The following is a 23649-nucleotide window of genomic DNA, read 5'->3' as shown; positions in this document are numbered from 1 at the left end:
TTTATGAAGGTAAAACTTGATCTAAAAAAGGATAATTTTTTTCATGATAAACAATATCATACATTTTTTCTAAAGAAGGAAAATCTGAATTTTCTGCAAAATCAACACAGGATTCCACCTCTTCTTTAACTTCATTTTCTATCGCATTTAAATTTTCTATGGTCTTCCATTTATTTTGGATAATAATGTTTTTTAATTTTATAATGGGATCTTTTTTTTTGTACAAATGGACTTCCTCTTTACTCCGATAAAATTCAGAATCTGACATAGAATGTCCTCTATATCTATATGTTTTAATATCCAAAAAAGTAGCACCTTTTCCTTTTCTAGCTCTTTCTAAAGCAACATAAGCAGCTTGTGCTATTTTTTCTGGATCCATTCCATCTACAGGATAAGAAGGCATCCCATATGATTCTCCTATCTTATAAATATCTTCTACATTACTACTTCTTTTTACAGAAGTTCCCATAGCATATTTATTGTTTTCACATATAAAGACAACAGGAAGTTTCCATATCATGGCCATATTAAATGTTTCATGTAAAGATCCTTGCCTAACCGCTCCATCTCCCATAATAGTTAGAGTTACAGCTTTTCTATTAAAATATTTATCAGCAAAAGCAATTCCTGCTCCTAACGGAATTTGTCCTCCCACAATTCCATGACCCCCATAAAAACGATGTTCTTTACTAAATATATGCATAGATCCTCCTATTCCATGAGAAGTTCCTGTTTTTTTTCCTAAAAGTTCCGCCATTACTTTTTTCGGATCTACTCCCATAGATATTGGCAAAATATGACATCTATAAGCGGTAATAATCTTATCTTTGGATAAATCCATTGCATGGGTTAATCCAGCAGGAATTGCTTCTTGTCCATTATACAAATGCAAAAATCCTCTAATTTTTTGTTTTAAATATAAGGAACGACATTTATCCTCAAATTTTCTCCAAAACGACATATCTTTAAACCACTTTATATAGGTTTTTGGGGTAATTTCTTTCATTTCATGAATAAAGAAAAATTTAATACAAACATCATAATACAAAAAAAATTTAATCTTGTAAAATTCAATATACAGAATTTAAATTAAACCAATAAGACTTTCTAATGCAATTCTTCTAGATCCTTTGATAAGAATATAATCCGTTTTTTGAATAGAATATTTTTTAATCCATTCGATAAAATTTTTTTTGTTTATAAATTTTCTAATTTTAGAAGAAGTCTTTTTTGTATTAAAGAAAATATCTCCGATTAGAAAAGAAAAGTTAATATTGCTTTTTTTTATAAAAGAAATAATTTTTTCATGTTCATCATTAGAAAATAATCCCAATTCTAACATATCACCTAATATTACTATTTTTTTCCCTTTTATATTATTAAAAAAGGTTAGAGCTTCTATCATACTAGTTGGATTAGCATTATAACAATCTATAATAATTTTTACATTCTTTTTTTTTAAAATTTGAGAACGATGATTATTAGGAACATATTCTTCTACTGCCTCTTTTATTTTTTTTAAAGGAACTTTGAAATATGTTCCAATAGCAATAGCAGAAGCTATATTATATAAATTATAATTTCCTATTAAAGAGGAAATAATTTTTCTATTTTTAATACATAAAACAGATTTCAGATTATTCTTTTTCCATAAATATTCAATATTTATATCCGAATTTATATTGGATTTTTTTTTTTTTTCTGAAAAAATATATCTGTTCATTCCTATACTATTACACAATTGTATAGGATCATCTCCATTTACAAATACCACTTTTTTATTTTTTTTTAAAAAATCATATAACTCTAATTTACCACGGATGATCCCTTCTATATTTTTAAAACCTTCTAAATGAGCTTTTCCAAAATTAGTAATATATCCATAATCTGGATGAATAATATTGCACATTTTTTCTATCTCTCTTTCATGATTTGCCCCGATTTCCATTACAGATATTTGTGTATTCATAGGCATAGAAAGTACAGTTAATGGGACCCCTATATGATTATTGAAATTATTTTGGGTACAATGAACTCTTTTGTATTTCTTAGACAGAATAGTTGTAGTAAGTTCTTTTGTCGTAGTTTTTCCATTACTTCCAGTTATAGCTATAATAGGAACATGGTGTAATCTATATCTATGATACATTGCTAATTCATGCAGAAAATATAATGTATTGTATACAGAAACAATCTTTTTGCAAAAAGCATATTTTTTGTTATCATCAACTACAGCTAGTATCGCTCCATTTGAAATTGCTTCATATGCAAATTGATTTCCATCAAAATTTTTTCCTTTTAAAGCAACAAATATAGATCCTTTTTTAACTTTTTTACTGTTTATTTCTATACCAGAAGAAATAGAATACAATTGATATATATTTTGAATGTTCATAAAATAAATCATGTAATGTACTTACTTTTATTAATTAAAGTAAGTCTTCTTCAAGTTTCATTTTTAAATTATTAATGTTAGTGATAACAGTTCTTTTTTGATCTTTTATATAAGAGATATAACCTGTTTCTTCGGATATAACAAGACATATAGCATCTGTTTTCTCAGATAAACCAATGGCAGCTCTATGTCGTAACCCCAAACGAGATGGAATTTCTTTATTGTAAGAAACAGGAAGAATTGCTCTTGTTTTTATTATTTTATTTTCTATAATAACTACAGCTCCATCATGTAACGGACTATTTTTATAAAAAATGCTTTCTAAAATAGAAATATTTACTTTAGCATCCATTTCATCTCCATTTTGTATAAATTCTTTTAAATCTTGATGTAACTGAATAACTATTAAAACTCCTGTTTTATCTCCAGAAAAGATAGCACAAGCATTTACAATACTATCTATAGTTTCAGTTTTAATTGAAACTCCTGATTTTTTAAAAAGAGAAAATATAAATTTTTTGAAAAAAATCCTGCTCCCTACTATGAGTAAAAATTTTCTAATTTCTGGTTGAAATACAATGATTAAAGCTAAAAAACCTCCTTTAAAAAAAGCACTTATAACTATGCTAAGAAGTTTCATTTGATAAATTTCTACTATTTTCCAGAAAATAAAAGTTGCAATGATTCCGTAAAAAATGTTTAAAGCAGGAGTTCTGTAAACCAGTCTGTATATTTGAAATAGAATAATGGTTACTAAAAAAATATCTAAAATATCAATGATAGAAATTTTCAATAAATGTAATAATGAAAAAAAAAATTCACGCAAAAAATAATACAAGTATTAATGAATTATAAAATTTTTCTATAATATTGCACTAATTTAATGCATTCTACAGCTTCTTTAACATCATGTACACGTAAAAATTTGGATCCATTTAAAAGGGCTATGGTATGAATAATGGAAGTAGCATTTAATGATTCTTCACAAGAAGTTTTTAAAATGAATTTTATCATAGATTTTCTGGATATCCCAACTAAAATTGGATGATCTTGAAATCCAAATAAAGATAAATGTTTTAATAATTGAAAATTTTGTTCTAATGTTTTTCCAAAACCAAATCCGGGATCTAAAATAATATCTTGAATTCCATGTTTTTTTAAATAGTAAATTTTTTCAGAGAAAAAATTATTTATTTCTGTTATTATATTTTCATTATAATATGGATTTTTTTGCATATTTTCAGGAATTCCTTTCATGTGATTTAATATATATGGAATTTTAAGTTTTCCTAATAAGGGAAACATATTTTTATCAAGTTTCCCTCCTGATATATCATTTATCATTACCACTCCTTCTTCTACTGCTATTCTAGCTACTTCACTTCGAAAGGTATCTATAGATATTCTAATATTTGGAAAATTTTTTATTATAGTATGAATAGGTTTTATTACTCTTTTTATTTCTTCTTCTTCTGTTATAGATCTGGATCCTGGCCTAGTGGAACAACCTCCAACGTCTATAAAATCAGAACCTTCATTTAATAAAGTTTCTATATGTTGTAATATTTTATATTCAGAACATAATTTTCCACCATCATAAAAAGAATCAGGAGTTAAATTTACGATACCCATTACTTTTGGTTCTTTTAAATGTAATAAAGCACCTGCACAATTAATTATCATGAAAAAACTATTTATTGTATGTAATTTGTTATAAAATTAAATGATATGAATCTTTATTCTGTTGATTTGATTATTCAAAAATGTAGAAAACTTTTTTTAGAAAAATTAAAAGATTATGGATTATCATGGAAATTTTTTCATAATTATTCTATAATAGATCAAATTTTTATTAAAGTAATCCGGATCAAGAATATTCGATCAAAAGGATATCAAAAAATTAAAGAGGAAAAAATAACAGATACGTATATAGATATCGTAAATTATTTGATAATTATACTAATCAAATTGGATGTTTATTTTACATCTAACTTTCATGAAATATCACACAATGATGTGATTTTAATCTATAATAAAAAATTTGAAAAAATAAAAAATTATACAAATAATACAGACAAAACTTTAAAGTTTTTTTCTATAAATAATGTTTTGGAACATATTTCATATTTAAAAAAGAATAAAGAAAAAATTTTATTCAAAGAATTAGAAAAATTTTGTTTTGAAATATTAGTAGAAATCATTTTTTTATTAAAACAAAATTTTTTAAAAAAATAATATTTATATTTATAAATATTTTCGTAACAAAAATGAGGAAAAAGGTTGTTATTGCAAATTGGAAAATGAATTATGACTTTCATGATACAACTTTTTTTATTAGAAATTTTTTAAAAATTGTTTTTGAGAGAAAAATAAATCATAATAAAGAAATTATTTTAGCTCCCTCTTTTCCTTTTTTGCATATTTCAAATCAAATTTTACAAGGAACAACTTTAAATATTGCGGCTCAAAATATTCATCATAAAGACAAAGGTTCTTACACAGGAGAAGTGTCAGCTTCCATGTTAAAGTCTATAGGAATTCAAAAAGTTATATTAGGACACAGTGAACGTAGAGAATTTTTTTTTGAAAAAAAAAATATTTTATTAGAAAAAATGAAAATAGCATTAAAATATAATTTTAATATTATTTTTTGTGTAGGAGAATCTTTATATGAAAGATCTAATAATCAACAATTTAAAACGGTTGAATGTCAGTTAAAAGAAACTGTTTTTCAATGTCCCTCAAATAATATAAAATATTTTTATATAGCATATGAACCAATATGGGCAATTGGAACAGGAAAAACTGCTACATTTGAACAAGCTCAGACAATGCATGAATTTATTCGTTCCTTATTTTTAGAAAAGTATGGAGAAAGTGTTTCTAATAAAATATCCATTTTATATGGAGGAAGTATTAATGATCTTAATGCAAAAGATCTTTTTTCTCAAAAGGATATAGATGGAGGACTTGTAGGAAACTCATCTCTTCAGATTGAAAAATTTTTGAAAATTGTGCAATCATAATATTTATTAGTATATTTAATCATATATATAGGCCTCGTAGCTTAATTTGGATAGAGCATCTGACTACGGATCAGAAGGTTATGGGTTCGAATCCCTTCGAGGTCGTGTTGTCCTATTACCCTAAATAAGGTTTTAATATTTTGCTTCTGGAAGAATGTTTTAATCTTTTTAAAGCTATGCTTTCAATTTGTCTAACACGTTCTCTTGTTAAATCGCAAAATTGTCCTACTTCTTCTAAAGTCATAGGTGGTGATCCATTTAATCCGAAATGTAAAATGATAACACGACGTTCTCTTTCACTTAAAGTTTCTAAAATTCTTTTTATATCTTTTCGTAAAGATTCTTTTTCCAAATGTTCATCTGGACGAGGAGATTCATCAGATCTAACTAAATCATATAAATTTGAATCTTCTCCTTCTATCAATGGGGCGTCCATTGAAACATGTCTTCCTGAATTTTTTATGGAGTCTTCGACATCTTTCTCATTCATATCTAAATATTCTGCTATTTCTCTTGCAGAAGGAGTTCTTTGTAATTCTTGCTCTAATTGAGCAAGAGTTTTCAATATTTTATTTAATAAAGCTAATTTATTGGTAGGTTGTCTAATCGAACGTGATTGTTCAGCGATAGCTTGTAAAATAGCTTGTCTAATCCACCAAACAACATAGGATATGCATTTAAATCCTCTTGTTTCATCAAAACGTAATATTCCTTTTATTAAACCTAAATTTCCTTCATTAATGAGATCACACAAACTTAATCCTTGATTTTGATATTGTTTAGCAACAGAAACAACAAAGCGTAAATTGGCATTAACAAGTTTATCTATAGCACTCGCATCTCCTTCCCTTGCTCTACGAGCGTATTCTACTTCTTCTTCTGGAGTTAATAACGGAATTTTTCCTATTTCATGAAGGTATTTATCTAACGATTCAGACTCACGATTAGTTACTTGTTTAGTAATTTTAAGTTGTCTCATATTTTTTTTCTTTTTATTCATTTTTTTTTCCAGGACGGGGTAAAAGTACTTTTCTAGAGAGTTTCATTTTTTTATTTTTTTCATCCATTCCCATAAATTTAACGTCAATAATATCTCCTACATGTAACTCTTCTTCTATATTATTCAATCTTCTCCATCCTATTTCCGAAATATGCAACAACCCTTCTATTCCTTTAGAAATTTCAACAAAAGCACCAAAATCTTTTATGGATTTTACTTTTGCTTTATAAACTTTTCCTAATTCAGGGACAAAAGCAATTTTTTTAATTCTATTGACTGCCTTTTCTATTTTTTCATCATCTTTTCCTATGATTTCAATGCACCCTAAATCTCCTTTTTCTTCAATTAAGATATTTGTATTTGTACATGATTGTATTTCTTGAATTACTTTTCCTCCAGGACCTATAACTGAACCTATAAAATATTTTGGAATATTAAAAGTATATATTTTTGGAGCATTTGGTTTCATTTTTTTCCTATATTTAGGTAAAGTTTCTAACATTTTTTTTAAAATAAAAAGACGCCCTTCTAGAGCTTGCATTAAAATTTGATTCAAAAGATCGTATGTTACTCCTATCATTTTTTTTACATCCATTTGACAAGCTGTAATTCCACATTTAGTTCCTGTTATTTTGAAATCTAAATCGCCAAAATAATCTTCTTCTCCTATAATATCTGATATTATAACTTTTTTTTCATTTTCCATAAACAATCCCATAGCAATTCCGGAAACAGGTTTTTTTATAGGGATTCCTGCATCCATTAATGCTAAACTAGCAGCACAAACTGTAGCCATAGAAGACGATCCATTAGATTCTAGAATATCCGAAACAACACGAATTGTATATGGATTCTTTGGTATAATATTTTTCAATGCACGTTGAGCTAAATTTCCATGCCCCACTTCACGTCTAGAAACTCCTCTTATAGAACGAATTTCTCCTGTAGAAAAAGGTGGAAAATTATAATGTAAATAAAATTTTTCCTGATTTTCCATAATAACATTATCAATTCTATTCGCATCTAAAGACGATCCTAATGTGACTGTAGTTAAAGATTGAGTTTCTCCTCTTGAGAATAGAGCGGAACCATGAACTCCAGGTAAATAATCAACTAAACTAGATATTGGACGTATTTGTTTGTTAGTCCTCCCATCCAATCGAACTCCTTTCTTTAAAACTAAATTTCTAGTTATATTTTTTCTAATTTCTTCAAAAAATTGATCAATAATAGTTTTTTTTTCCTCTATTTTTTCTTCTGTTAAAAATTTCTTTTTGAAATCATTTAGTACAATCTTTTCTTGATTGGATCTAGTTTTTTTATCTAAAAAATTTTTGTAAATTTCTTCAATTTTTTCATATGAAAATGAAAAAAGTTCTTTTTTCAACATATTATTTTCTTGGGAAGAATTCATTAATTCTTGATCATCAAAGAAAAAAATACGATTATTTGATAGTTTATCAACTAAACGAATTTGAGCTTCTATTTGTGGTTTTATAGCTTGATGGGCTGCAATTATAATTTCTAAAAATTCATTTTCCTTGATTTCCTTCATTTCTCCTTCTATCATAAGAATAGAATGATTTGAAGCCCCTACTATCAAATCTATATCTGCTTCTTTTAACTGATCTAAACTAGGATTAATAATAAATTTTCCATTTAAACGGATAATACGAATTTCTGATATCGGGCCATTAAAAGGAATACCTGCAACTGACAAAGCTGTTGATGCAGCCAATCCAGCTAAACCATCTGGTAAAACGGTTTTGTCATATGAAAGTAACGAAATCATAATTTGTATTTCTTTTTTAAACCAGTCTGGAAACGTTGGTCTTAAAACACGATCTACTAATCTCATTGTTAAAATTTCTTCATCAGAAGGTCTTCCCTCTCTTTTTATAAAACCTCCAGGAATTTTTCCTCCTGCAGAATATTTCTCTCTATAATCTACTGTTAAAGGCAAAAAATTGGTTTCTTTTTTTATTTCTTTGGAAACCACTACAGTTGCCAAAAGCATCGTATTTTTTACACGTACTATAACTGATCCATCTGCTTGTTTTGCTAATCTTCCTGTTTCTATAATAATAGTACGACCATCTTTCATAGAGATGGTTTCTTTTACTATATCTGGCATATTTTTTATTTTATCTGTAGAAATAGCGTTAGTTTTATTTTCTTAATCCTAAATGTTTAATTATATTTTTGTAACTGTTAATGTCATGTTTTTCTATATATTTTAATAGTTTTTTTCTTTTTCCTACCATTTTTACTAAAGCTCTTTCTGTATTAAAATCTTTTTTATTCTTTTTAAGATGATTATTTAAATGATTAATACGATAAGTAAATAAAGCAACTTGAGCTTTGGAAGAACCTGTATCGTAAACAGAACTTCCATAAGTTTTGAATATTTCTTTTTTTTTCTCTATTTCCATATTTCATAATAACTTTTTAAAGTTAAAAATATTTTTTTGAAACTATACTTTATTTTTTTCCATTTTTAGAATGGAATCAATATATCTTCTATCATTGGATAAACGAGGGACTTTATTTTGTCCCCCTAATTTTTTGTTTTTTTTTAACCAGTCATAAAATAAACCATTTCTGGCCACATATATAATAGGAGGCCCTAAAACTATATTTTTATATCGTTTAATTTCGTAATCTGAATTCAAAGATTTTAATTCATTATCCAAAATATTCCTAAAATCACATAAATTTCTTGGATGTTTTTCAAATTCGATAATCCATTCATGAGCTCCAGAATTTTTTTGATTCATATATACAGGTCCTGCAGTATATTCATGAATAATGGAATTTGTTTTCATACAAGCTTTATTTAAAGCTTTTTCTGCATTTTCAACAATTAATTCTTCCCCAAAAGAATTTATATAATGAGTTGTTCTTCCTGAAATAGAAATTCGATATGGAGATAAACTAGTAAATCTAACAGTATCTCCAACTACGTATCTCCATAATCCTGCATTAGTAGAAATTACAAGCGCATAATTTTTATTTAATTCTACCTTTTCAATAGAAAAGATTTTGGGTTCCGTATTATCTATTTCTTCTGTAGGAATAAACTCATAAAATATACCATGATTTAATAATAATAAGAGATCTTCAACATTTTTTTGATCTTGTATAGCAAAAAAACCTTCTGATGCACTATATACATCATAATAATTTATAGATTTATCAAATAATTTTTCATATTGATGAATATAAGGTTTCAAATAGACTCCTCCATGAAATATGGCCTCTATATTAGGCCATATTTCGTTTATTTTTTTTTTGTCAAATTTTTTTAATAATTTTTTTAAAAAAATCAATAACCAAGAGCAAACGCCTAATAAAATTCTAACATCTTTATGACCTGTTTCTTTCACTATATTTTCTAATTTTTTTTCCCATTCACTCATTAAGGCTATTTTTTTTTTAGGAACACAAATATTTTCAACCCAAAAAGGCATATTTTTAATTAAAATGGAAGATAAATCACCATAAAATGTATTATATTTTCTATGTAATTCGTAACTTCCCCCTAAACGAACAGCTTTTCCAAAAAAAATCTTTGTTTTAGGATGATTATGAATATAGATAGATAACATGTCTTTTCCTGCTTTATAATGACATGCATTCATAGATAACTTAGTTACAGGAATGTATTTGCTTCTTTCGTTAGTTGTACCAGAGGATCTTGCAAACCATTTTACTTCTCCTGGCCATAATATGTTTTTTTCTCCTCTACGGATTCTGTTAATGACTGATTGTAAATCAGAATACTTACATATAGGAATTCTTTCAGAGAATTGTTGATATTTTTTGATATCACGAAATCCATATTTTTTTCCAAATTCTGTATTTTTTGCATACAAAATTAATTGATTGATTAATTGATTTTGTATTTCTATTGGATAACGCATAAAAAATTCTATGTTTTTAATTCTTTTTTTAAGAAAAGTAGATGTAAAATATCCAGATAAATACTTGATCATTATGAAAAAATATTTTAGTTAAAAGTTATAAAAATGAATTTTGTCATTTATTTATTTTGAATAAGTAAAGAGAAACAATTCCAAATGTTAATTTTTGTATATGGATTGGATCGAATTTATGATATTTTAAAAGATTATTCATTTTTTTATCCCAATAGGGAAAAGATAATATAGATTCCTTTAAGTAATTGTAGGCAAAATGATTTTTAGATATAAAAAATCCGATTTTTTTTACAAAATGGAAATAAAAATAATAAATTTTTTTTATCCAGTAGTTAGAAGGTTTAGAAAATTCTAAAATTACTAAAATTCCTGAAGGTTTTAAGATTCTATGTATTTCTCTAATAGAATGATGAATATATTGAAAATTTCTTATTCCAAAAGCAATAGTTACTATATCAAAAGTTTCATTTTGAAACGGAATATTTTGCGAATATCCTTGAATGATTTTAATTTTTTTTTCTAAAAAATTGTTTTTTATTTTTTGTTTAGCTATTTTTATCATTTTATCAGATGGATCTAATCCTGTGATAGAAGCGTCTTTGAACTTATTGGCTAACAAAATAGCTATATCTCCAGTGCCAGTAGCTAAATCTAGTATTTTTGGAATTTTTGTTTTACTAAATTTGTATAATAAATGAATTGTTTTTCTTCTCCATATAAAATCTATTCCAAAAGATAATACGTGATTGATCAAATCGTATTTATTAGCAATATGATCAAACATATTTTTCAATTTCTCTTCTTTCGAAGAAAGAAAATATTTGTTCATAATATTTGGAATTTACTTTTTAAATTCAGAAAAATATGAATAAAAAAAATGGTTTTTTAATTTTTTTAAAGAAATGATTCGATCAATCATTACAGGTACAGGACATTATTTACCAAAAAAAATTATAAGAAAAGATCATTTTTTGAAACATAGATTTTACGATCAAAAAGGATTAAAAATTGAAAAACCTAATGAGGAAATTATTAACAAGTTTCAAAAAATTACAGAAATAGAGGAAAGAAGATATATAAATAAAGGATTATTAAATTCTGATATTGCTGCTATTGCGGCAAAAAGAGCTTTGATAAATTCTAAAATTTATAAAGAAAAAATAGATTATATCATATCGGCTCATAACTATGGAGATATTCATCCTATTTCTTTCCAATCTGATTTTATGCCTTCCATAGCTGCTAAAATAAAGAATAAACTTCAAATAAGAAATAAAAAATGTAGGCCGTATGATATGATTTTTGGTTGTACAGGATGGATAGAAGGAATGATTCTTGCGGATCAACTTTTACGATCTAAATATGCAAAAAATATATTGATTACTAGTTCTGAAACTTTATCTAAAGTTATAGATCCACATGATAGAAATGCAATGATTTTTTCCGATGGGGCAGGAGCAGCTGTATTGTCTGCTACAGAATATTTAGAAGGAGAAAGACATGGAATTATTCATTACGATACTCAATGTGATAACAATGAGAAATTATATTATTTAACTAATGGTCCTTCTTTAAATCCCAACTATAAAAAATCTTTAGTAAATATTAGAATGAATGGGAGAAGAATTTATGAATATGCACTAACAGAAGTTCCAAATATGTTAAAAAATATACTTGATCATGCAAATTTACATCTTAAGGATATCAAAAAAATTCTTCTTCATCAAGCTAATGCTAAAATGGATTATGCAATTTTGAAAAGATTATTGAAACTATATAATTACACATCCTTAAAAAAGGATTTTCTATCAAAAATTATGCCTATGACAATACAAAAATTTGGAAATTCTTCTGTTGCGACTGTTCCTACTTTATTAGATTTAATTCTTAAAGGGGAAATGCCTCCTCATGAGATAAATCCTGGAGATACAATTATTATGGCTTCTTTAGGGGCTGGAATGAATATTAATGGAATGATTTACCGTTTTCCAAACAAAAAAAAATAAATATGAAAAAAAAAATACATCCAGAAAATTACAGACCTGTTGTTTTCAAAGATATTAATAATGAAAAAATGATTATTTGTAAATCAACAGTTATAACAAAAGATTTCATCCATATAGATGGAAGTGATTATCCATTATATAAAATGGAAATATCTAGTTATTCACATCCATTTTTTACTGGAGAAAAAAGGTTTTTAGGAAAAACAGGTCCAGCTGAGAAGTTTAAGAAAAAATATGAAAAATATAAAAAATTATAAAAATATATTCAGTTATGAATTTTATATTATATGATGGAATAGAATGGAAAAAATTATTTCCTATAACACTGACTAGACCTGTATCAGAAATTAGATTAGGATTGTTTTCAATAAAAGAAAGATGGGAAAAATATATTGGAAAAAATGTGAATTGTGTTATTACACAACCATTTTTATCTGAAAAATACTCAAAAAAAAAATATTCATTTTTTGAAAATATATTGTTAATTAATTCTTCATTTCTTCCTAATGAAGAGTTAATTCAAATTCTTTTTTCTTTAAAAGAAAATGAAACTATTTTTTTTAATGAAAAAATGATTGCTATAAAAAAAAAATTTTTTTCGATAAAGAAGATATTCTTTCTTTTTCAAGAATATACAAAAAAACGTATCATGTAAAACGAGTTATTCATATTCAATATCCATGGGATATATTTATAAATAATGAAAAAGTACTAAAAAAAGATTTTTTATTTTTCACAAAAGGAAAAAAATCTTCTCCTTTGTTAGGTAACAATCATGTTATTTGCAAGGATAAAGTTTTTTTAGAAGAGGATATAAAAGCAAATAATATTGTATTAAATGCTCAATATGGTCCCATATATATTGAAAAGGGAGTTAAAATTATGGAAGGGTCCGTAATCAGAGGTCCAGTATCAATTGGAAAAAACACTACATTGAATATAGGATCAAAAATATATGGAGGAACAACTATTGCTACTTTTTGTAAAGTAGGAGGAGAAATTTTTAATTCTGTGATTTTTTCTTATTCTAACAAAGTTCACGATGGATTTTTAGGAAATTCTGTTTTAGGAGAGTGGTGTAATTTAGGAGCTGGAACTAATATTTCTAATTTGAGGAATGATTATCAAAAAGTAACAATTTGGAATTATGAGAAAAAAATCTTTTTTCCTACCGATTTACAATTTATTGGTATAATAATGGGAGACCATTCCAAATCAGCAATAAATACTCAATTTAATACAGCTACGATCGTAGGTGTTAGTGATAGTATTTTTGGATATGGATTTCCTCCTAGATATATTCCTTCTTTTTCTTTGGGAGGAATTCAAAATCAGAAAAGAATTCCTTTCAATAAAATTTGTGAAACTGCTACAATTATGATGAATAGAAGAAATAAAAATTTTTCTATTTTAGACAAAAAAATTTTAGAATATTTATATCAATTATTGGATATTTAATGAATTTTTTTTATTCTTTATTATACATCGTATATCTTGCTTGTATGATATGTATGGATAAAAATAAAAATAATAAAAAGTTGTTTTATGCTGAAACATAATTTAGGTTATCCTCGCATAGGGATAAAAAGAGAGTTAAAAAAAGCTTGTGAAGCTTATTGGTCAAACAAAATTGATTCTAATGCTTTGTTTGAAGTGGGAAGAAAAATAAGAGTAGAAAACTGGAAAACGCAAGAAAAGGCTAATTTAGATTTAATTCCATGCAATGATTTTAGTTTTTATGATCATGTTCTGGATATGTCTTTATTGTTAGGAGTGATTTCAGAATCTTATTTTTCTATTCCAAAAATTCACAGTAATATTGATTTATATTTTTCTATGGCTAGAGGTTTTCAAAAAAATGGATGGGATATTAAAGCTATGGAAATGACAAAATGGTTTAATACTAATTATCATTATATAGTTCCAGAATTTAATAAAAATCAAAAATTTTTTATTTTTTCGAAAAAAATTTTTGATGAATTAGAGGAATCTAAAAGAATATTAAAATTGGTCAAAAAAATTAAACCTGTATTAATTGGACCTGTATCCTATTTATTTTTAGGAAAAGAAAAAGAAAAATCCTTTCATAGAATGGATTTAATAGAAAATATTATTCCTGTTTATATCAAAATCATAAAAAAATTAAAAGAAGTAGGAGTTCATTGGATTCAATTAGATGAACCTATTTTAGTTTTAGATATGTCTGAAAAAGAAAAAGAAGTTTTTAAATATGCTTATGGGGAAATATCTAAATTTTGTTCTGGAATTAATATTATGTTAACTTCTTATTTTGATGGAATATCAGATAATATATCTCTTTTTCAAAATATATCTGTTCAAGCTTTACATATAGATGTAGTGGAAGATTCAACCCAATTGGAAAAAATACTTTCCTTTTTTTCAAGTGAATCAAAAATGATTCTATCTTTAGGACTTATTGATGGAAAAAATATATGGAAAAATAATTATGCTAGTTCTATTCAAAAGATAGAAAAAACGATAGAATCTATAGGAGAAGATAGAATTATGATTGCTCCTAATTGTTCTCTTTTGCACGTTCCTATAGATATAGAGTCTGAGCATTCTATTCACATAGATATTAAAAATAGAATGTCTTTTGCAAAACAAAAAATTTATGAATTGAATGATTTAGAAAGAATTATAAAAGGAGAGAAAAGTATTTTATTTAGTAATTCTTCTTTACTTGAAAAATCATCCTCTATTTTTTGTGATCAAAAAATAAAAGAAAGAGCGACAAAGATAACAGATAAAGATATAGAAAGAGATAATCATTTTCATATTAGACAAAAAAAGCAGAAAGAAAAATTTCATCTTCCTCTATTTCCTACTACCACTATAGGATCTTTTCCTCAAACAAAAGAAATACGGAGTTTGCGAAATAAATTTCGAAAAAAAGAACTGAGTCAAGAAAAATATGATGAAAAAATTAAAAATTTTATTGTAGATGTTATTAGAAAGCAAGAGGAAATAGATTTAGATGTCTTAGTTCATGGAGAGTTCGAAAGAACTGATATGGTAGAATATTTTTCCGATAAATTAAAAGGAATGCTTTCTACTGAAAATGGATGGGTACAAAGTTATGGCAGTCGTTGTGTTAAGCCTCCTGTTATTTATGGAGATGTTGATCGTATTGGAGATATGACTGTTGAATGGATATGTTTCGCCCAATCTCAAACAAAAAAATTAATGAAAGGAATGCTAACTGGTCCTGTTACAATTTTACAATGGTCTTTTGTTAGAAATGATCAACCTATTTCTCATACAGCAAATCAAATAGCTTGGGCTATTCGAGAAGAAGTTCTATCTTTAGAAAGATCTGGGATTCAGATTATTCAAATTGATGAACCAGCTCTAAGAGAAGGACTTCCTTTGAAAAAAAAGGATTGGAAATCTTATTTTGATTGGTCTATTAAGGCTTTTCGTATTTCTTCAAGTGTAGTAAAAGATGAAACTCAAATACATACACACATGTGCTATAGTGAATTTAACGATATATTTGAATATATAGCAGATCTGGATGCAGATGTCATCACAATAGAAACTTCTAGATCTAAAATGGAGTTGTTAAAAGCTTTTTCAGTTTTTTCTTATCCTAATGAAATAGGTCCAGGAGTATATGATATTCATTCTCCAAGAATACCAACCGTAGAAGAAATATTTGACTTGATAGAAAAAGCTTCAAAAAAATTGTCTATAAAAAATCTTTGGGTAAATCCAGATTGTGGTCTAAAAACTAGAAAATGGAAGGAAGTATTGATATCTCTTCAGAACATGACAAAAGCTGCAAAAATGGCTAGACTAAAATTATCCAATCTATCTTAGAAAGAAGAAAAGTGTATATTTTTATGTTGATCTAAAAATTTAGAAATGACTTTACACAAAAAAGAAAAAATAATAAAAAATGAATTTAAAATTCTTAAAAATTGGGAGGAGAAATATGAGTATTTGATAGACTTAGGAAAAAAAATGTCTCAAAAATCACCTGAATTTAGGTCTAAAGATAAATTAATTCATGGATGTCAATCCAAAGTTTGGTTAGAGGCTAAATTGAATGAATCACGTATTTTTTTTGAAGCGGATAGTGATGCTTTATTACCTAGAGGAATGGCTGCTCTTATGATTCGAGTATATTCAGGACTCTTTCCTTTTGAAATTATTTATTCTAATGCTAATTTTATTTATGAAATAGGATTTCAAACTTTCTTATCTCCTATTAGAGCTAATGGAATGCTTTTATTTTTAAAAAAAATAAAATTTTATGCTATAGCCTTTAATGCTAAAATATCTGTTAGCTTGAATGACCGAATTTAAAAAAAATGATATGTTTCAGACTATTAATCCTGTAGATGATAATGTATTAAAAACTTATTATTTTTTATCTAATAAAAATATTAATATTAAATTGAATGAGGCTCATAATGCATACAATAAATGGAAAAATTATTCCTTTAATTCTAAGATTAAATGTTTAATGAAACTTTATTCTTGTATGCAAAAATCTATAGATTTTATAGCTTATTCTATTACTCAAGAAATGGGAAAACCCATTACTCAGTCTTATGCAGAAGTAAATAAAAGTATTAATTTGTGTAAATATTATTGTGAATTAAAAGAATCTATCTTTTTTGAAAAAATTCATACTGAATATGAACTTTCTTATGTAAAGTTTGAATCTATAGGGGCTATATTAGGAATAATGCCTTGGAATTATCCCATTTGGCAAACGATAAGATCTACTATTTCTAATTTATTATTAGGAAATGTAATTCTTATTAAACCAGCTCTTAATACAACAGAATCTTCTCTAATTTTAGAAAAAATATTTTTAGAATCCGGTTTTCCTAAAGGGACTTTTCAAATTTTATTAATAGATGTTAACAAGATAGAATCTGTTATAGCACATCCTGTAATACAAGGAGTCACTTTTACAGGAAGTGCTTTAGTTGGGAGTATTATAGGATCATTATCTGGAAAATATATTAAAAAATCTATTTTAGAATTAGGAGGAAATGACGCATTTGTTGTGATGAAAGATGTAGAAAATATAAAAAAAATAGCAAAATTAGCTACAGAATCTAGATTGAATAATACAGGACAGACATGTCTTTCTGCAAAAAGATTTATTGTAGATAAAACAATCATGAATGATTTTATAGATGCAGTTATACAAGAAATGAAAAAATATCACAAAGCAAACTTATATGATAAATCAACTAAAATAGGTTATATTTCTCGTAATGATTTATCTGAAAAACTGTATCAACAATATAAGGATGTTATATTGAATGGAGGAAAAATATGTTTAGAAATTACCAGAGATGGTAATTTTTTTTCCCCTTCTTTATTAAGAGTAGAAAATGAAAACTGTATAGTACAAAAAGAAGAAATATTTGGTCCGATAGGAATTGTTTCCTCTTTTTCTCAAGAAAAAACAATTTCTAATATTGTCAATAATACCCCATATGGACTCGGAGCTTCTATTTGGACAAAAGATTTAGAAAAAGCAGAAAAAATTTCAAAAGAAATAGATACTGGGATGGTTTTCATTAATGAAATTGTAAAATCAGATTCACGTTTTCCTTTTGGAGGAGTAAAAAAATCCGGATATGGGAGAGAATTGTCATCTTTATCTATAAAAGAATTTTCTAATTGGAAAACTGTAATTATAAAAAAATCATAAATTTTTTCGCATTCTTGCAACAGGAATATGCATTTGATCTCTATATTTAGCAATAGTTCTTCTAGCTACTAGATAGCCTTTTTTTTTGAGTATTTCGGATAATTTTACATCAGTGAAAGGTTTTTTTTTATTTTCTTTATCTATTGATTCTCCTAAAAGTTTTTTAATTTCAATGGAAGAAATTTCTTTTCCTTCTTGATTTATCATTTTTTCAGAAAAAAAACTTTTAATTAAAAAAGTTCCATATGGTGTATTAACATATTTATTATTAGCTACACGCGAAACAGTAGAAATACCCACTCCAATTTTTTTGGAAATATTCTTTAAAATCATAGGTTTGATTTTAATTGGATTTCCAGTTAAAAAATATTCTTTTTGATAATCCATAATAGCATTCATTATAAGCATCAATGTATTTTGACGTTGTTTTATAGCATCGACAAACCATTTTGCTGAATCTATTTTTTGTTTTAAAAACACAATCGTTTTTTCATTTCTCTTTATATTTTTTTTATAAGATCTTAACATATCTAAATATAAAGATGATACTTTTAATTCTGGAATATTTCTTTGATTTATAGAAAGTTCTAATTTTTCATCTGAAATATAAATATTAAAATCCGGAATAATATGATCCAAATTTTTAGTATTATCAGAGTAAATTTTACCTGGTTTAGGATTTAATTTTTTTATTTGATCAATAGCTATTTTTAAATTTTTTTTTGTTATCCCCAATTTTTTTTGTAATTTTTTATAATGTTTTTTTACAAAAGATTCAAAATAATTTTGTATGATTTTTTTCGATAAAAAAACTTCTTGAGTGATCTTTTTTTGATCTAATTGAATCAACAAACATTCTTGTAGATTTCTGGATCCTACACCTATAGGATCTAGTTTTTGTATATAATTTACAAGTAACTTTTCAACTTTTTCTTTAGAAACAAATATTCCAAGTATTAGAAAAATATCGTCCACTATAGATGTAATTTTTCTTCTAATATAACCATCATCATCTATATTTCCTAATATAAAATCAGCAATTAATAAATCTTTTTCATTTAAATGAAATGTATGCAATTGATTTTTTAAATATTCTTGAAAAGAAATTCCGGAAATAATAGGAATATACTTTTTCATAGTATAATTTTGGCTATTAATTTTAAAATCTTCTATTTCATCATCACTAAAATATTCATCAATTTCAGGTGAAATATTTTGATCTTCTGTAAGATTTACCTCATTTTCTAATGTATCCGAATACTCTTCTAAGTCCGAACAATTTTCTTCTTCTTCTAATTCTAAAGCTGGATTTTCTTCCAATTCTTGTTGAACTCTTTGTTCAAAATCTAAAGTAGATAATTGAACTAATTTCATTAATCTGATTTGTTGTGGAGAAAGCTTATGTTGCCCTTTTTGTAATAACTGTTGTTTCAACATGTTTTAAAATTCTGCATTGTTTGGAGTCCTAGGAAATGGGATAACATCACGAATGTTATTCATTCCTGTGATAAATTGAACTAAACGATCAAAACCTAACCCAAATCCACTATGAGGAACAGAACCAAAACGACGTGTATCTAAATACCACCAAAGTTTATTTTCGTCTGTATTTGTATCTTTCATCCGTTTCAATAATATATCATAACGTTCTTCTCTTTGAGATCCTCCAATAATTTCTCCTATTTCAGGAAATAAAACATCCATAGCTCTAACAGTTTTTCCGTCATCATTTATGCGCATATAAAAAGCTTTAATGCTACAAGGATAATCAAATACAATTACAGGAATTTTAAAATATTTATCGACCAAATATTGTTCATGCTCAGATTGTAAATCCATTCCCCAAGTAATTGGGTGTAAGAATTTTACATTTTTTTCTTGATCAAGAATTTTTACAGCTTCTGTATAACTAATTTTCTTAAATGGAAATTTTAAGATAAGTTCTAGTTTTTCTAAAAGGTAGTTTTTTTTCTTTTCGTTCCATTTTTCCAAATATTGATTTAAAAACACCAAATCTTCTATGCTATTTTCAATAATGTATTTGATAATAAACTTTAAAAAATCTTCAGCTAAATTTATATTTTCTTCTAAGTGATAAAAAGCAATTTCCGGTTCAATCATCCAAAATTCCGATAAATGTCTAGAAGTATTGGAGTTTTCAGCTCTAAACACAGGACCAAAAGTATACACCTTTCCTAATCCCAAAGAAGCGGTTTCTGCTTCTAATTGTCCAGATACACTAAGATAAGTTTTACATTTAAAAAAATCTTTTTCATAATCTATTGGTTTATTTTTAAAATCCATAGTTGTAATCTGAAACATTTTTCCGGTTCCTTCACAATTTGAAGTAGTAATAATTGGAGTATGAAGATAAAAAAAACCATGTTCATGAAAATATTTATGAATACAAAAAGCAACATGATGACGAATTCGCATAATACAACTAAAAATGTTTGTTCGAAAACGTAAATGAGCCTGTTCACGAAGTTTTTTAAAACTATGCTTTTTAGGTTGCAAAATAGATTTTTGAAGAATTTCTGGATTTACTGATTCATATATAGTTATATCTAAAGATTGAAGTTCAATATATTGTTTTTTACCAATACTTTTTTTTACGATCCCTATAACTCTAATTGAACTTCCAATTGTTATTTTTTTTATAATTATTTTATCCAATTTTTTGGACAAAATAATTTGTAGATTTTTAATTGTAGATCCATCATTTAAAATAATGAAAATAGAAGAACGAAAAGAGCGGATCCATCCTTCAACTAATACTTTTTGATTTATGAAAAATTTTCCTTTATTTAATAATTCTTTGACTGAATATTTTCTTACCATTTTAATATTTCTTTTTCTTTATGAAGAAAGAAATTTTCTATTTTTTGTATATATTCATTCGTTATTTTTTGTATACGATTTTCTCCTATTTTAGAAACATCTTCTGATATCTTTAATTTTTTTACATGTTGATTATTTTTTTTTCTAATTTTTCTTACAAAAACTTTTGCATCTTCTGTTTGTAACTTGATTTTTTTTATCATATTTTTTCTACTTTCTTCTGTAATTACAGGTAAATGTATATGAATAGAATCTCCTTTATTTGTCGGAATAAAACCTAAATTAGCATCAATAATAGCTTTATCTATAGATGAAATAATAGAACAATCCCAAGGATGAATAGAAATATTCATATTATCTATAATAGAAATATTGGCTACTTCTATAAGTGGTAAAAAAGTTCCATAACATTTTATTTTTATTTTTTCTAAAAAAGAAGAGACAGATTTACTGCCTAATCGAATACGATGAATTTCTTTTTTCAGTTTTTTCAAAATTGCCTCCATATCTTCCTTGCAAGAGGAAAAAATGTTGTTTAATTCATCCATAATTTTATTTTTTTTTAGAAACCATAGTTCCTATTTCTTCTCCAGAAATTACTTTTTTAAAATTTCCTTTTCTATTAATATCAAAAATAATAATCGGTAAATCATTTTCATTTCCTAAAATAAAAGCGGTTTGATCCATTACTTGAATTCTCATTTTATATGCCATGTCAAAAGATATGTTTTTGAGTTTTTTAGCATATTTATCTTTTTCTGGATCTGTTGTGTAAATGCCATCTACTCTGGTTCCTTTTAATAATACATCCGCTTTTATTTCAATAGCACGTAAAACAGCGGCTGTATCTGTAGTAAAATAAGGATTTCCTAACCCTGCTACAAATATAACAACCCTTCCTTTTTCAAGATGGTGTATCGCTCTATCTTTTCCAAAAGGTTCCGCAATTTCATCCATTCTAATAGCTGTTTGAATATAGGCACATATTCCTACATTTTCTAAATATGATTGAAAGGCTATACCGTTAATAACGGTAGCTAACATCCCCATGTAATCTCCTTCAATACGATTAATAGCTTTTTCCTTTATTCTAGAAAATCCTCTAAATATATTCCCTCCTCCAATAACTATAGCCACTTGAGCTCCCATATCCACGACTTTTTTTACTTCTTCAGCATATTGTTGAAGACGAGTAGAATGAAGTCCGAATTCGTTATCTCCCATCAGAGCTTCTCCACTCAATTTCAATAATAATCTTTTGTACTTCATGAAAAATATATTTTTATCGTTTTTTTCAGAATAAAGTATGTTATGGAAAAATTCCTAGTTTTTCATAAGAATCTATAATTTTATTTATAGCTAGTACAAATGCTGCAGTACGCATGTTTTCTATTTTTGATGATTTTTTTAAATCACGGATTTTGTGAAATCCATTGATCATTGTATCTTCCAATCCGCTACGTACTAAATCTATTTCTCTTGGTCCTCTTAAAATAATTTTTTTTTCTTCTGTTAAAATCTTTTTTTTGCATATTGTTTCTATAACTTGTAATAATTCTGTATTCATATTTTCGCTAAATTTTTTTTCCATACGTCCATAACGGACATGACTTAAATTTTTTAGCCATTCAAAATAAGAAACAGTAACTCCTCCTGCATTTAAATAAATATCAGGAACAATAATTACTCCCTTTTTCTCCAATATTTCATCAGCCTCAGGAGTTATAGGTCCATTTGCTGCTTCTCCAATAATTTTAGCTTTAATACGATTCGCATTATTTTTATGAATCACGTTTTCTAACGCTGCTGGTATTAAAATATCACATTCTAATTCTAAGGCCTTTTCTGTATTCTCTATATTTTTTGATTCTGGGAAATTTAATATAGATCCAGTGTTTTTTAAATGTGAAAAAACTTTGGATACATTTAATCCTTTTTCATTATAAATAGCACCTTCCCTTTCTGCTAAAGCTATTATTAGAGCTCCTGATTCATGAAAAAAAGTGGCCGCATGATACCCAACATTTCCTAATCCTTGTATGATAATTTTTTTTCCCACTAATCCAACATCAAGACCAACAGAATACATATCTTCTTTCACATGACATAATTCTCTTATTCCATAAAAAACGCCTAATCCTGTTGCTTCTTTTCTTCCTCTGACTCCTCCTTGAGAAACGGGTTTTCCTGTAACACAAGCTAATGCATCCACGTCTCCAGAACGAAGAGATAAAAAAGTATCAAAAATCCAACTCATTTCTCTTTCTCCAGTTCCATAATCAGGAGCAGGAACATCTATTCCCGGTCCAATAAAATTTTTTTTAATTAATTCAGAGGTATAACGTCGTGTTATCTTTTCTATATTTTCTGCTGATATAGTTTGAGGATCAATTTTTATTCCACCTTTAGCTCCTCCAAAAGGGACATCAACTATAGCACATTTATAGGTCATTAAAGCAGCTAAAGTCATAACTTCATCTTGATTAACTTTAATACTATATCGAATCCCTCCTTTACAAGGAAGTTTATGATGAGAATGTTGAACTCTATACGCTTCAATGACTCTAATTTCTTTTCCTATTTTCACAGGAAAATGCATTCGATATACAGCATTGCAAGCTTTAATTTGTTCTAAAAGACCTTTTTCAATAGAAGAAATAAATCGTGCAGCTTTATCAAAATTTTTTTCTATACAATTAAAAAAACTATATGCACCAGTTTTATTTTGGTTTTTTGACATAA

The 23649-nt window shown here is 26.3% G+C and carries 23 protein-coding genes and 1 tRNA gene; 10 read left to right on the top strand and 14 right to left on the bottom strand.

The window, feature by feature from the left end:
- Nucleotide 1 precedes the first annotated feature (1 nt).
- The 4 genes from pdhA to folP all read right to left on the bottom strand — a co-directional run bounded on the left by pdhA (nt 2) and on the right by folP (nt 4078).
- The gene (pdhA, locus tag H0H74_RS02685; protein ID WP_185849161.1) at nt 2-1006 is read right to left on the bottom strand and encodes a pyruvate dehydrogenase (acetyl-transferring) E1 component subunit alpha; all 1005 of its coding nucleotides are present in this window, start codon (nt 1004-1006) and stop codon (nt 2-4) included.
- 78 nt (nt 1007-1084) lie between these two features.
- Complete coding sequence (locus H0H74_RS02680; protein ID WP_185849512.1) at nt 1085-2395, bottom strand: UDP-N-acetylmuramoyl-tripeptide--D-alanyl-D-alanine ligase; 1311 nt, start codon at nt 2393-2395, stop codon at nt 1085-1087.
- 34 nt (nt 2396-2429) lie between these two features.
- Nucleotides 2430-3221: a diadenylate cyclase gene (locus tag H0H74_RS02675; RefSeq protein ID WP_185849160.1), complete on the bottom strand. Its 792-nt coding sequence runs from the start codon at nt 3219-3221 to the stop codon at nt 2430-2432.
- A 23-nt stretch (nt 3222-3244) separates the two neighbouring features.
- Entirely contained in the window at nt 3245-4078 is an 834-nt protein-coding gene (gene folP / locus H0H74_RS02670) for a dihydropteroate synthase (protein WP_185849159.1), read from the bottom strand.
- Nucleotides 4079-4123: 45 nt separating this feature from the next.
- On the opposite strand from folP, the gene H0H74_RS02665 reads away from it, so the two are divergent.
- The 3 genes from H0H74_RS02665 to H0H74_RS02655 all read left to right on the top strand — a co-directional run bounded on the left by H0H74_RS02665 (nt 4124) and on the right by H0H74_RS02655 (nt 5526).
- On the top strand, nt 4124-4630 hold the full coding sequence (locus H0H74_RS02665) for a DUF1599 domain-containing protein (RefSeq protein WP_185849158.1): 507 nt from the start codon (nt 4124-4126) through the stop codon (nt 4628-4630).
- A 32-nt stretch (nt 4631-4662) separates the two neighbouring features.
- Entirely contained in the window at nt 4663-5421 is a 759-nt protein-coding gene (tpiA, locus tag H0H74_RS02660) for a triose-phosphate isomerase (protein ID WP_185849157.1), read from the top strand.
- Between the two features lie 30 nt (nt 5422-5451).
- Nucleotides 5452-5526, top strand: a tRNA-Arg gene (locus H0H74_RS02655).
- Between the two features lie 10 nt (nt 5527-5536).
- Here the strand turns inward: H0H74_RS02655 and H0H74_RS02650 are convergent.
- Genes H0H74_RS02650 through ubiE form a run of 5 tightly spaced genes read right to left on the bottom strand, consistent with a single transcriptional unit; the run spans nt 5537 to nt 11188 of the window.
- The gene (locus H0H74_RS02650; RefSeq protein WP_185849511.1) at nt 5537-6400 is read right to left on the bottom strand and encodes a sigma-70 family RNA polymerase sigma factor; all 864 of its coding nucleotides are present in this window, start codon (nt 6398-6400) and stop codon (nt 5537-5539) included.
- 13 nt (nt 6401-6413) lie between these two features.
- Nucleotides 6414-8555 (bottom strand): polyribonucleotide nucleotidyltransferase, encoded by a 2142-nt coding sequence (locus tag H0H74_RS02645; protein ID WP_185849156.1) that lies wholly within the window; start codon nt 8553-8555, stop codon nt 6414-6416.
- A gap of 34 nt (nt 8556-8589) precedes the next feature.
- Nucleotides 8590-8853 carry a 30S ribosomal protein S15 gene (gene rpsO / locus H0H74_RS02640; protein WP_185849155.1) on the bottom strand — a complete coding sequence of 88 codons (264 nt, stop codon included), beginning with the start codon at nt 8851-8853 and terminating at the stop codon, nt 8590-8592.
- A 42-nt stretch (nt 8854-8895) separates the two neighbouring features.
- The gene (locus H0H74_RS02635; protein ID WP_185849154.1) at nt 8896-10416 is read right to left on the bottom strand and encodes a GH3 auxin-responsive promoter family protein; all 1521 of its coding nucleotides are present in this window, start codon (nt 10414-10416) and stop codon (nt 8896-8898) included.
- Between the two features lie 43 nt (nt 10417-10459).
- Complete coding sequence (ubiE, locus tag H0H74_RS02630; protein WP_185849153.1) at nt 10460-11188, bottom strand: bifunctional demethylmenaquinone methyltransferase/2-methoxy-6-polyprenyl-1,4-benzoquinol methylase UbiE; 729 nt, start codon at nt 11186-11188, stop codon at nt 10460-10462.
- 73 nt (nt 11189-11261) lie between these two features.
- Here ubiE and H0H74_RS02625 point away from each other — a divergent pair, with 73 nt between their 5' ends.
- The 7 genes from H0H74_RS02625 (at nt 11262) to H0H74_RS02600 (ending at nt 18066) form a co-directional block, all read left to right on the top strand.
- Nucleotides 11262-12365, top strand: a complete 1104-nt coding sequence (locus H0H74_RS02625) for a 3-oxoacyl-ACP synthase III family protein (RefSeq protein WP_185849152.1) — start codon at nt 11262-11264, stop codon at nt 12363-12365.
- A gap of 2 nt (nt 12366-12367) precedes the next feature.
- Nucleotides 12368-12622 (top strand): type B 50S ribosomal protein L31, encoded by a 255-nt coding sequence (locus tag H0H74_RS02620; protein WP_185849151.1) that lies wholly within the window; start codon nt 12368-12370, stop codon nt 12620-12622.
- A 14-nt stretch (nt 12623-12636) separates the two neighbouring features.
- Nucleotides 12637-13020, top strand: coding sequence for a putative sugar nucleotidyl transferase (locus H0H74_RS03140; RefSeq protein WP_238784087.1), 384 nt, complete (start codon nt 12637-12639; stop codon nt 13018-13020).
- Nucleotides 12957-13823 carry an LbetaH super family domain-containing protein gene (locus H0H74_RS03135; protein ID WP_317167892.1) on the top strand — a complete coding sequence of 289 codons (867 nt, stop codon included), beginning with the start codon at nt 12957-12959 and terminating at the stop codon, nt 13821-13823. The genes H0H74_RS03140 and H0H74_RS03135 overlap by 64 nt, the downstream gene beginning before the upstream one ends.
- An 87-nt stretch (nt 13824-13910) precedes the next feature.
- Complete coding sequence (gene metE, locus H0H74_RS02610; protein WP_185849150.1) at nt 13911-16208, top strand: 5-methyltetrahydropteroyltriglutamate--homocysteine S-methyltransferase; 2298 nt, start codon at nt 13911-13913, stop codon at nt 16206-16208.
- 45 nt (nt 16209-16253) lie between these two features.
- The gene (locus H0H74_RS02605; RefSeq protein WP_185849149.1) at nt 16254-16697 is read left to right on the top strand and encodes a SufE family protein; all 444 of its coding nucleotides are present in this window, start codon (nt 16254-16256) and stop codon (nt 16695-16697) included.
- A 10-nt stretch (nt 16698-16707) separates the two neighbouring features.
- The gene (locus H0H74_RS02600) at nt 16708-18066 is read left to right on the top strand and encodes an aldehyde dehydrogenase family protein (RefSeq protein WP_185849148.1); all 1359 of its coding nucleotides are present in this window, start codon (nt 16708-16710) and stop codon (nt 18064-18066) included.
- On the opposite strand, the gene rpoN is transcribed toward H0H74_RS02600, so the two are convergent.
- From rpoN to H0H74_RS02575, 5 genes are read right to left on the bottom strand one after another with little or no spacing between them, the layout of a single operon-like run.
- Nucleotides 18061-19503 carry an RNA polymerase factor sigma-54 gene (gene rpoN, locus H0H74_RS02595; protein ID WP_185849147.1) on the bottom strand — a complete coding sequence of 481 codons (1443 nt, stop codon included), beginning with the start codon at nt 19501-19503 and terminating at the stop codon, nt 18061-18063. The genes H0H74_RS02600 and rpoN overlap by 6 nt on opposite strands.
- Nucleotides 19504-19506: 3 nt before the next feature.
- Nucleotides 19507-20907, bottom strand: a complete 1401-nt coding sequence (gene asnS / locus H0H74_RS02590; RefSeq protein WP_185849146.1) for an asparagine--tRNA ligase — start codon at nt 20905-20907, stop codon at nt 19507-19509.
- The gene (gene frr, locus H0H74_RS02585; RefSeq protein ID WP_185849145.1) at nt 20901-21455 is read right to left on the bottom strand and encodes a ribosome recycling factor; all 555 of its coding nucleotides are present in this window, start codon (nt 21453-21455) and stop codon (nt 20901-20903) included. Before frr ends, asnS begins: the two co-directional genes overlap by 7 nt.
- A 4-nt stretch (nt 21456-21459) precedes the next feature.
- Nucleotides 21460-22176, bottom strand: a complete 717-nt coding sequence (gene pyrH / locus H0H74_RS02580) for a UMP kinase (protein WP_185849144.1) — start codon at nt 22174-22176, stop codon at nt 21460-21462.
- A 40-nt stretch (nt 22177-22216) separates the two neighbouring features.
- On the bottom strand, nt 22217-23647 hold the full coding sequence (locus H0H74_RS02575) for a Glu/Leu/Phe/Val family dehydrogenase (RefSeq protein WP_185849143.1): 1431 nt from the start codon (nt 23645-23647) through the stop codon (nt 22217-22219).
- Nucleotides 23648-23649: the final 2 nt, after the last annotated feature.

It is taken from the genome of Blattabacterium cuenoti (assembly GCF_014251315.1).
In the GTDB taxonomy this organism is placed as follows: domain Bacteria; phylum Bacteroidota; class Bacteroidia; order Flavobacteriales; family Blattabacteriaceae; genus Blattabacterium; species Blattabacterium cuenoti_AJ.
This window is presented reverse-complemented; position numbering and strand designations above follow the sequence as displayed.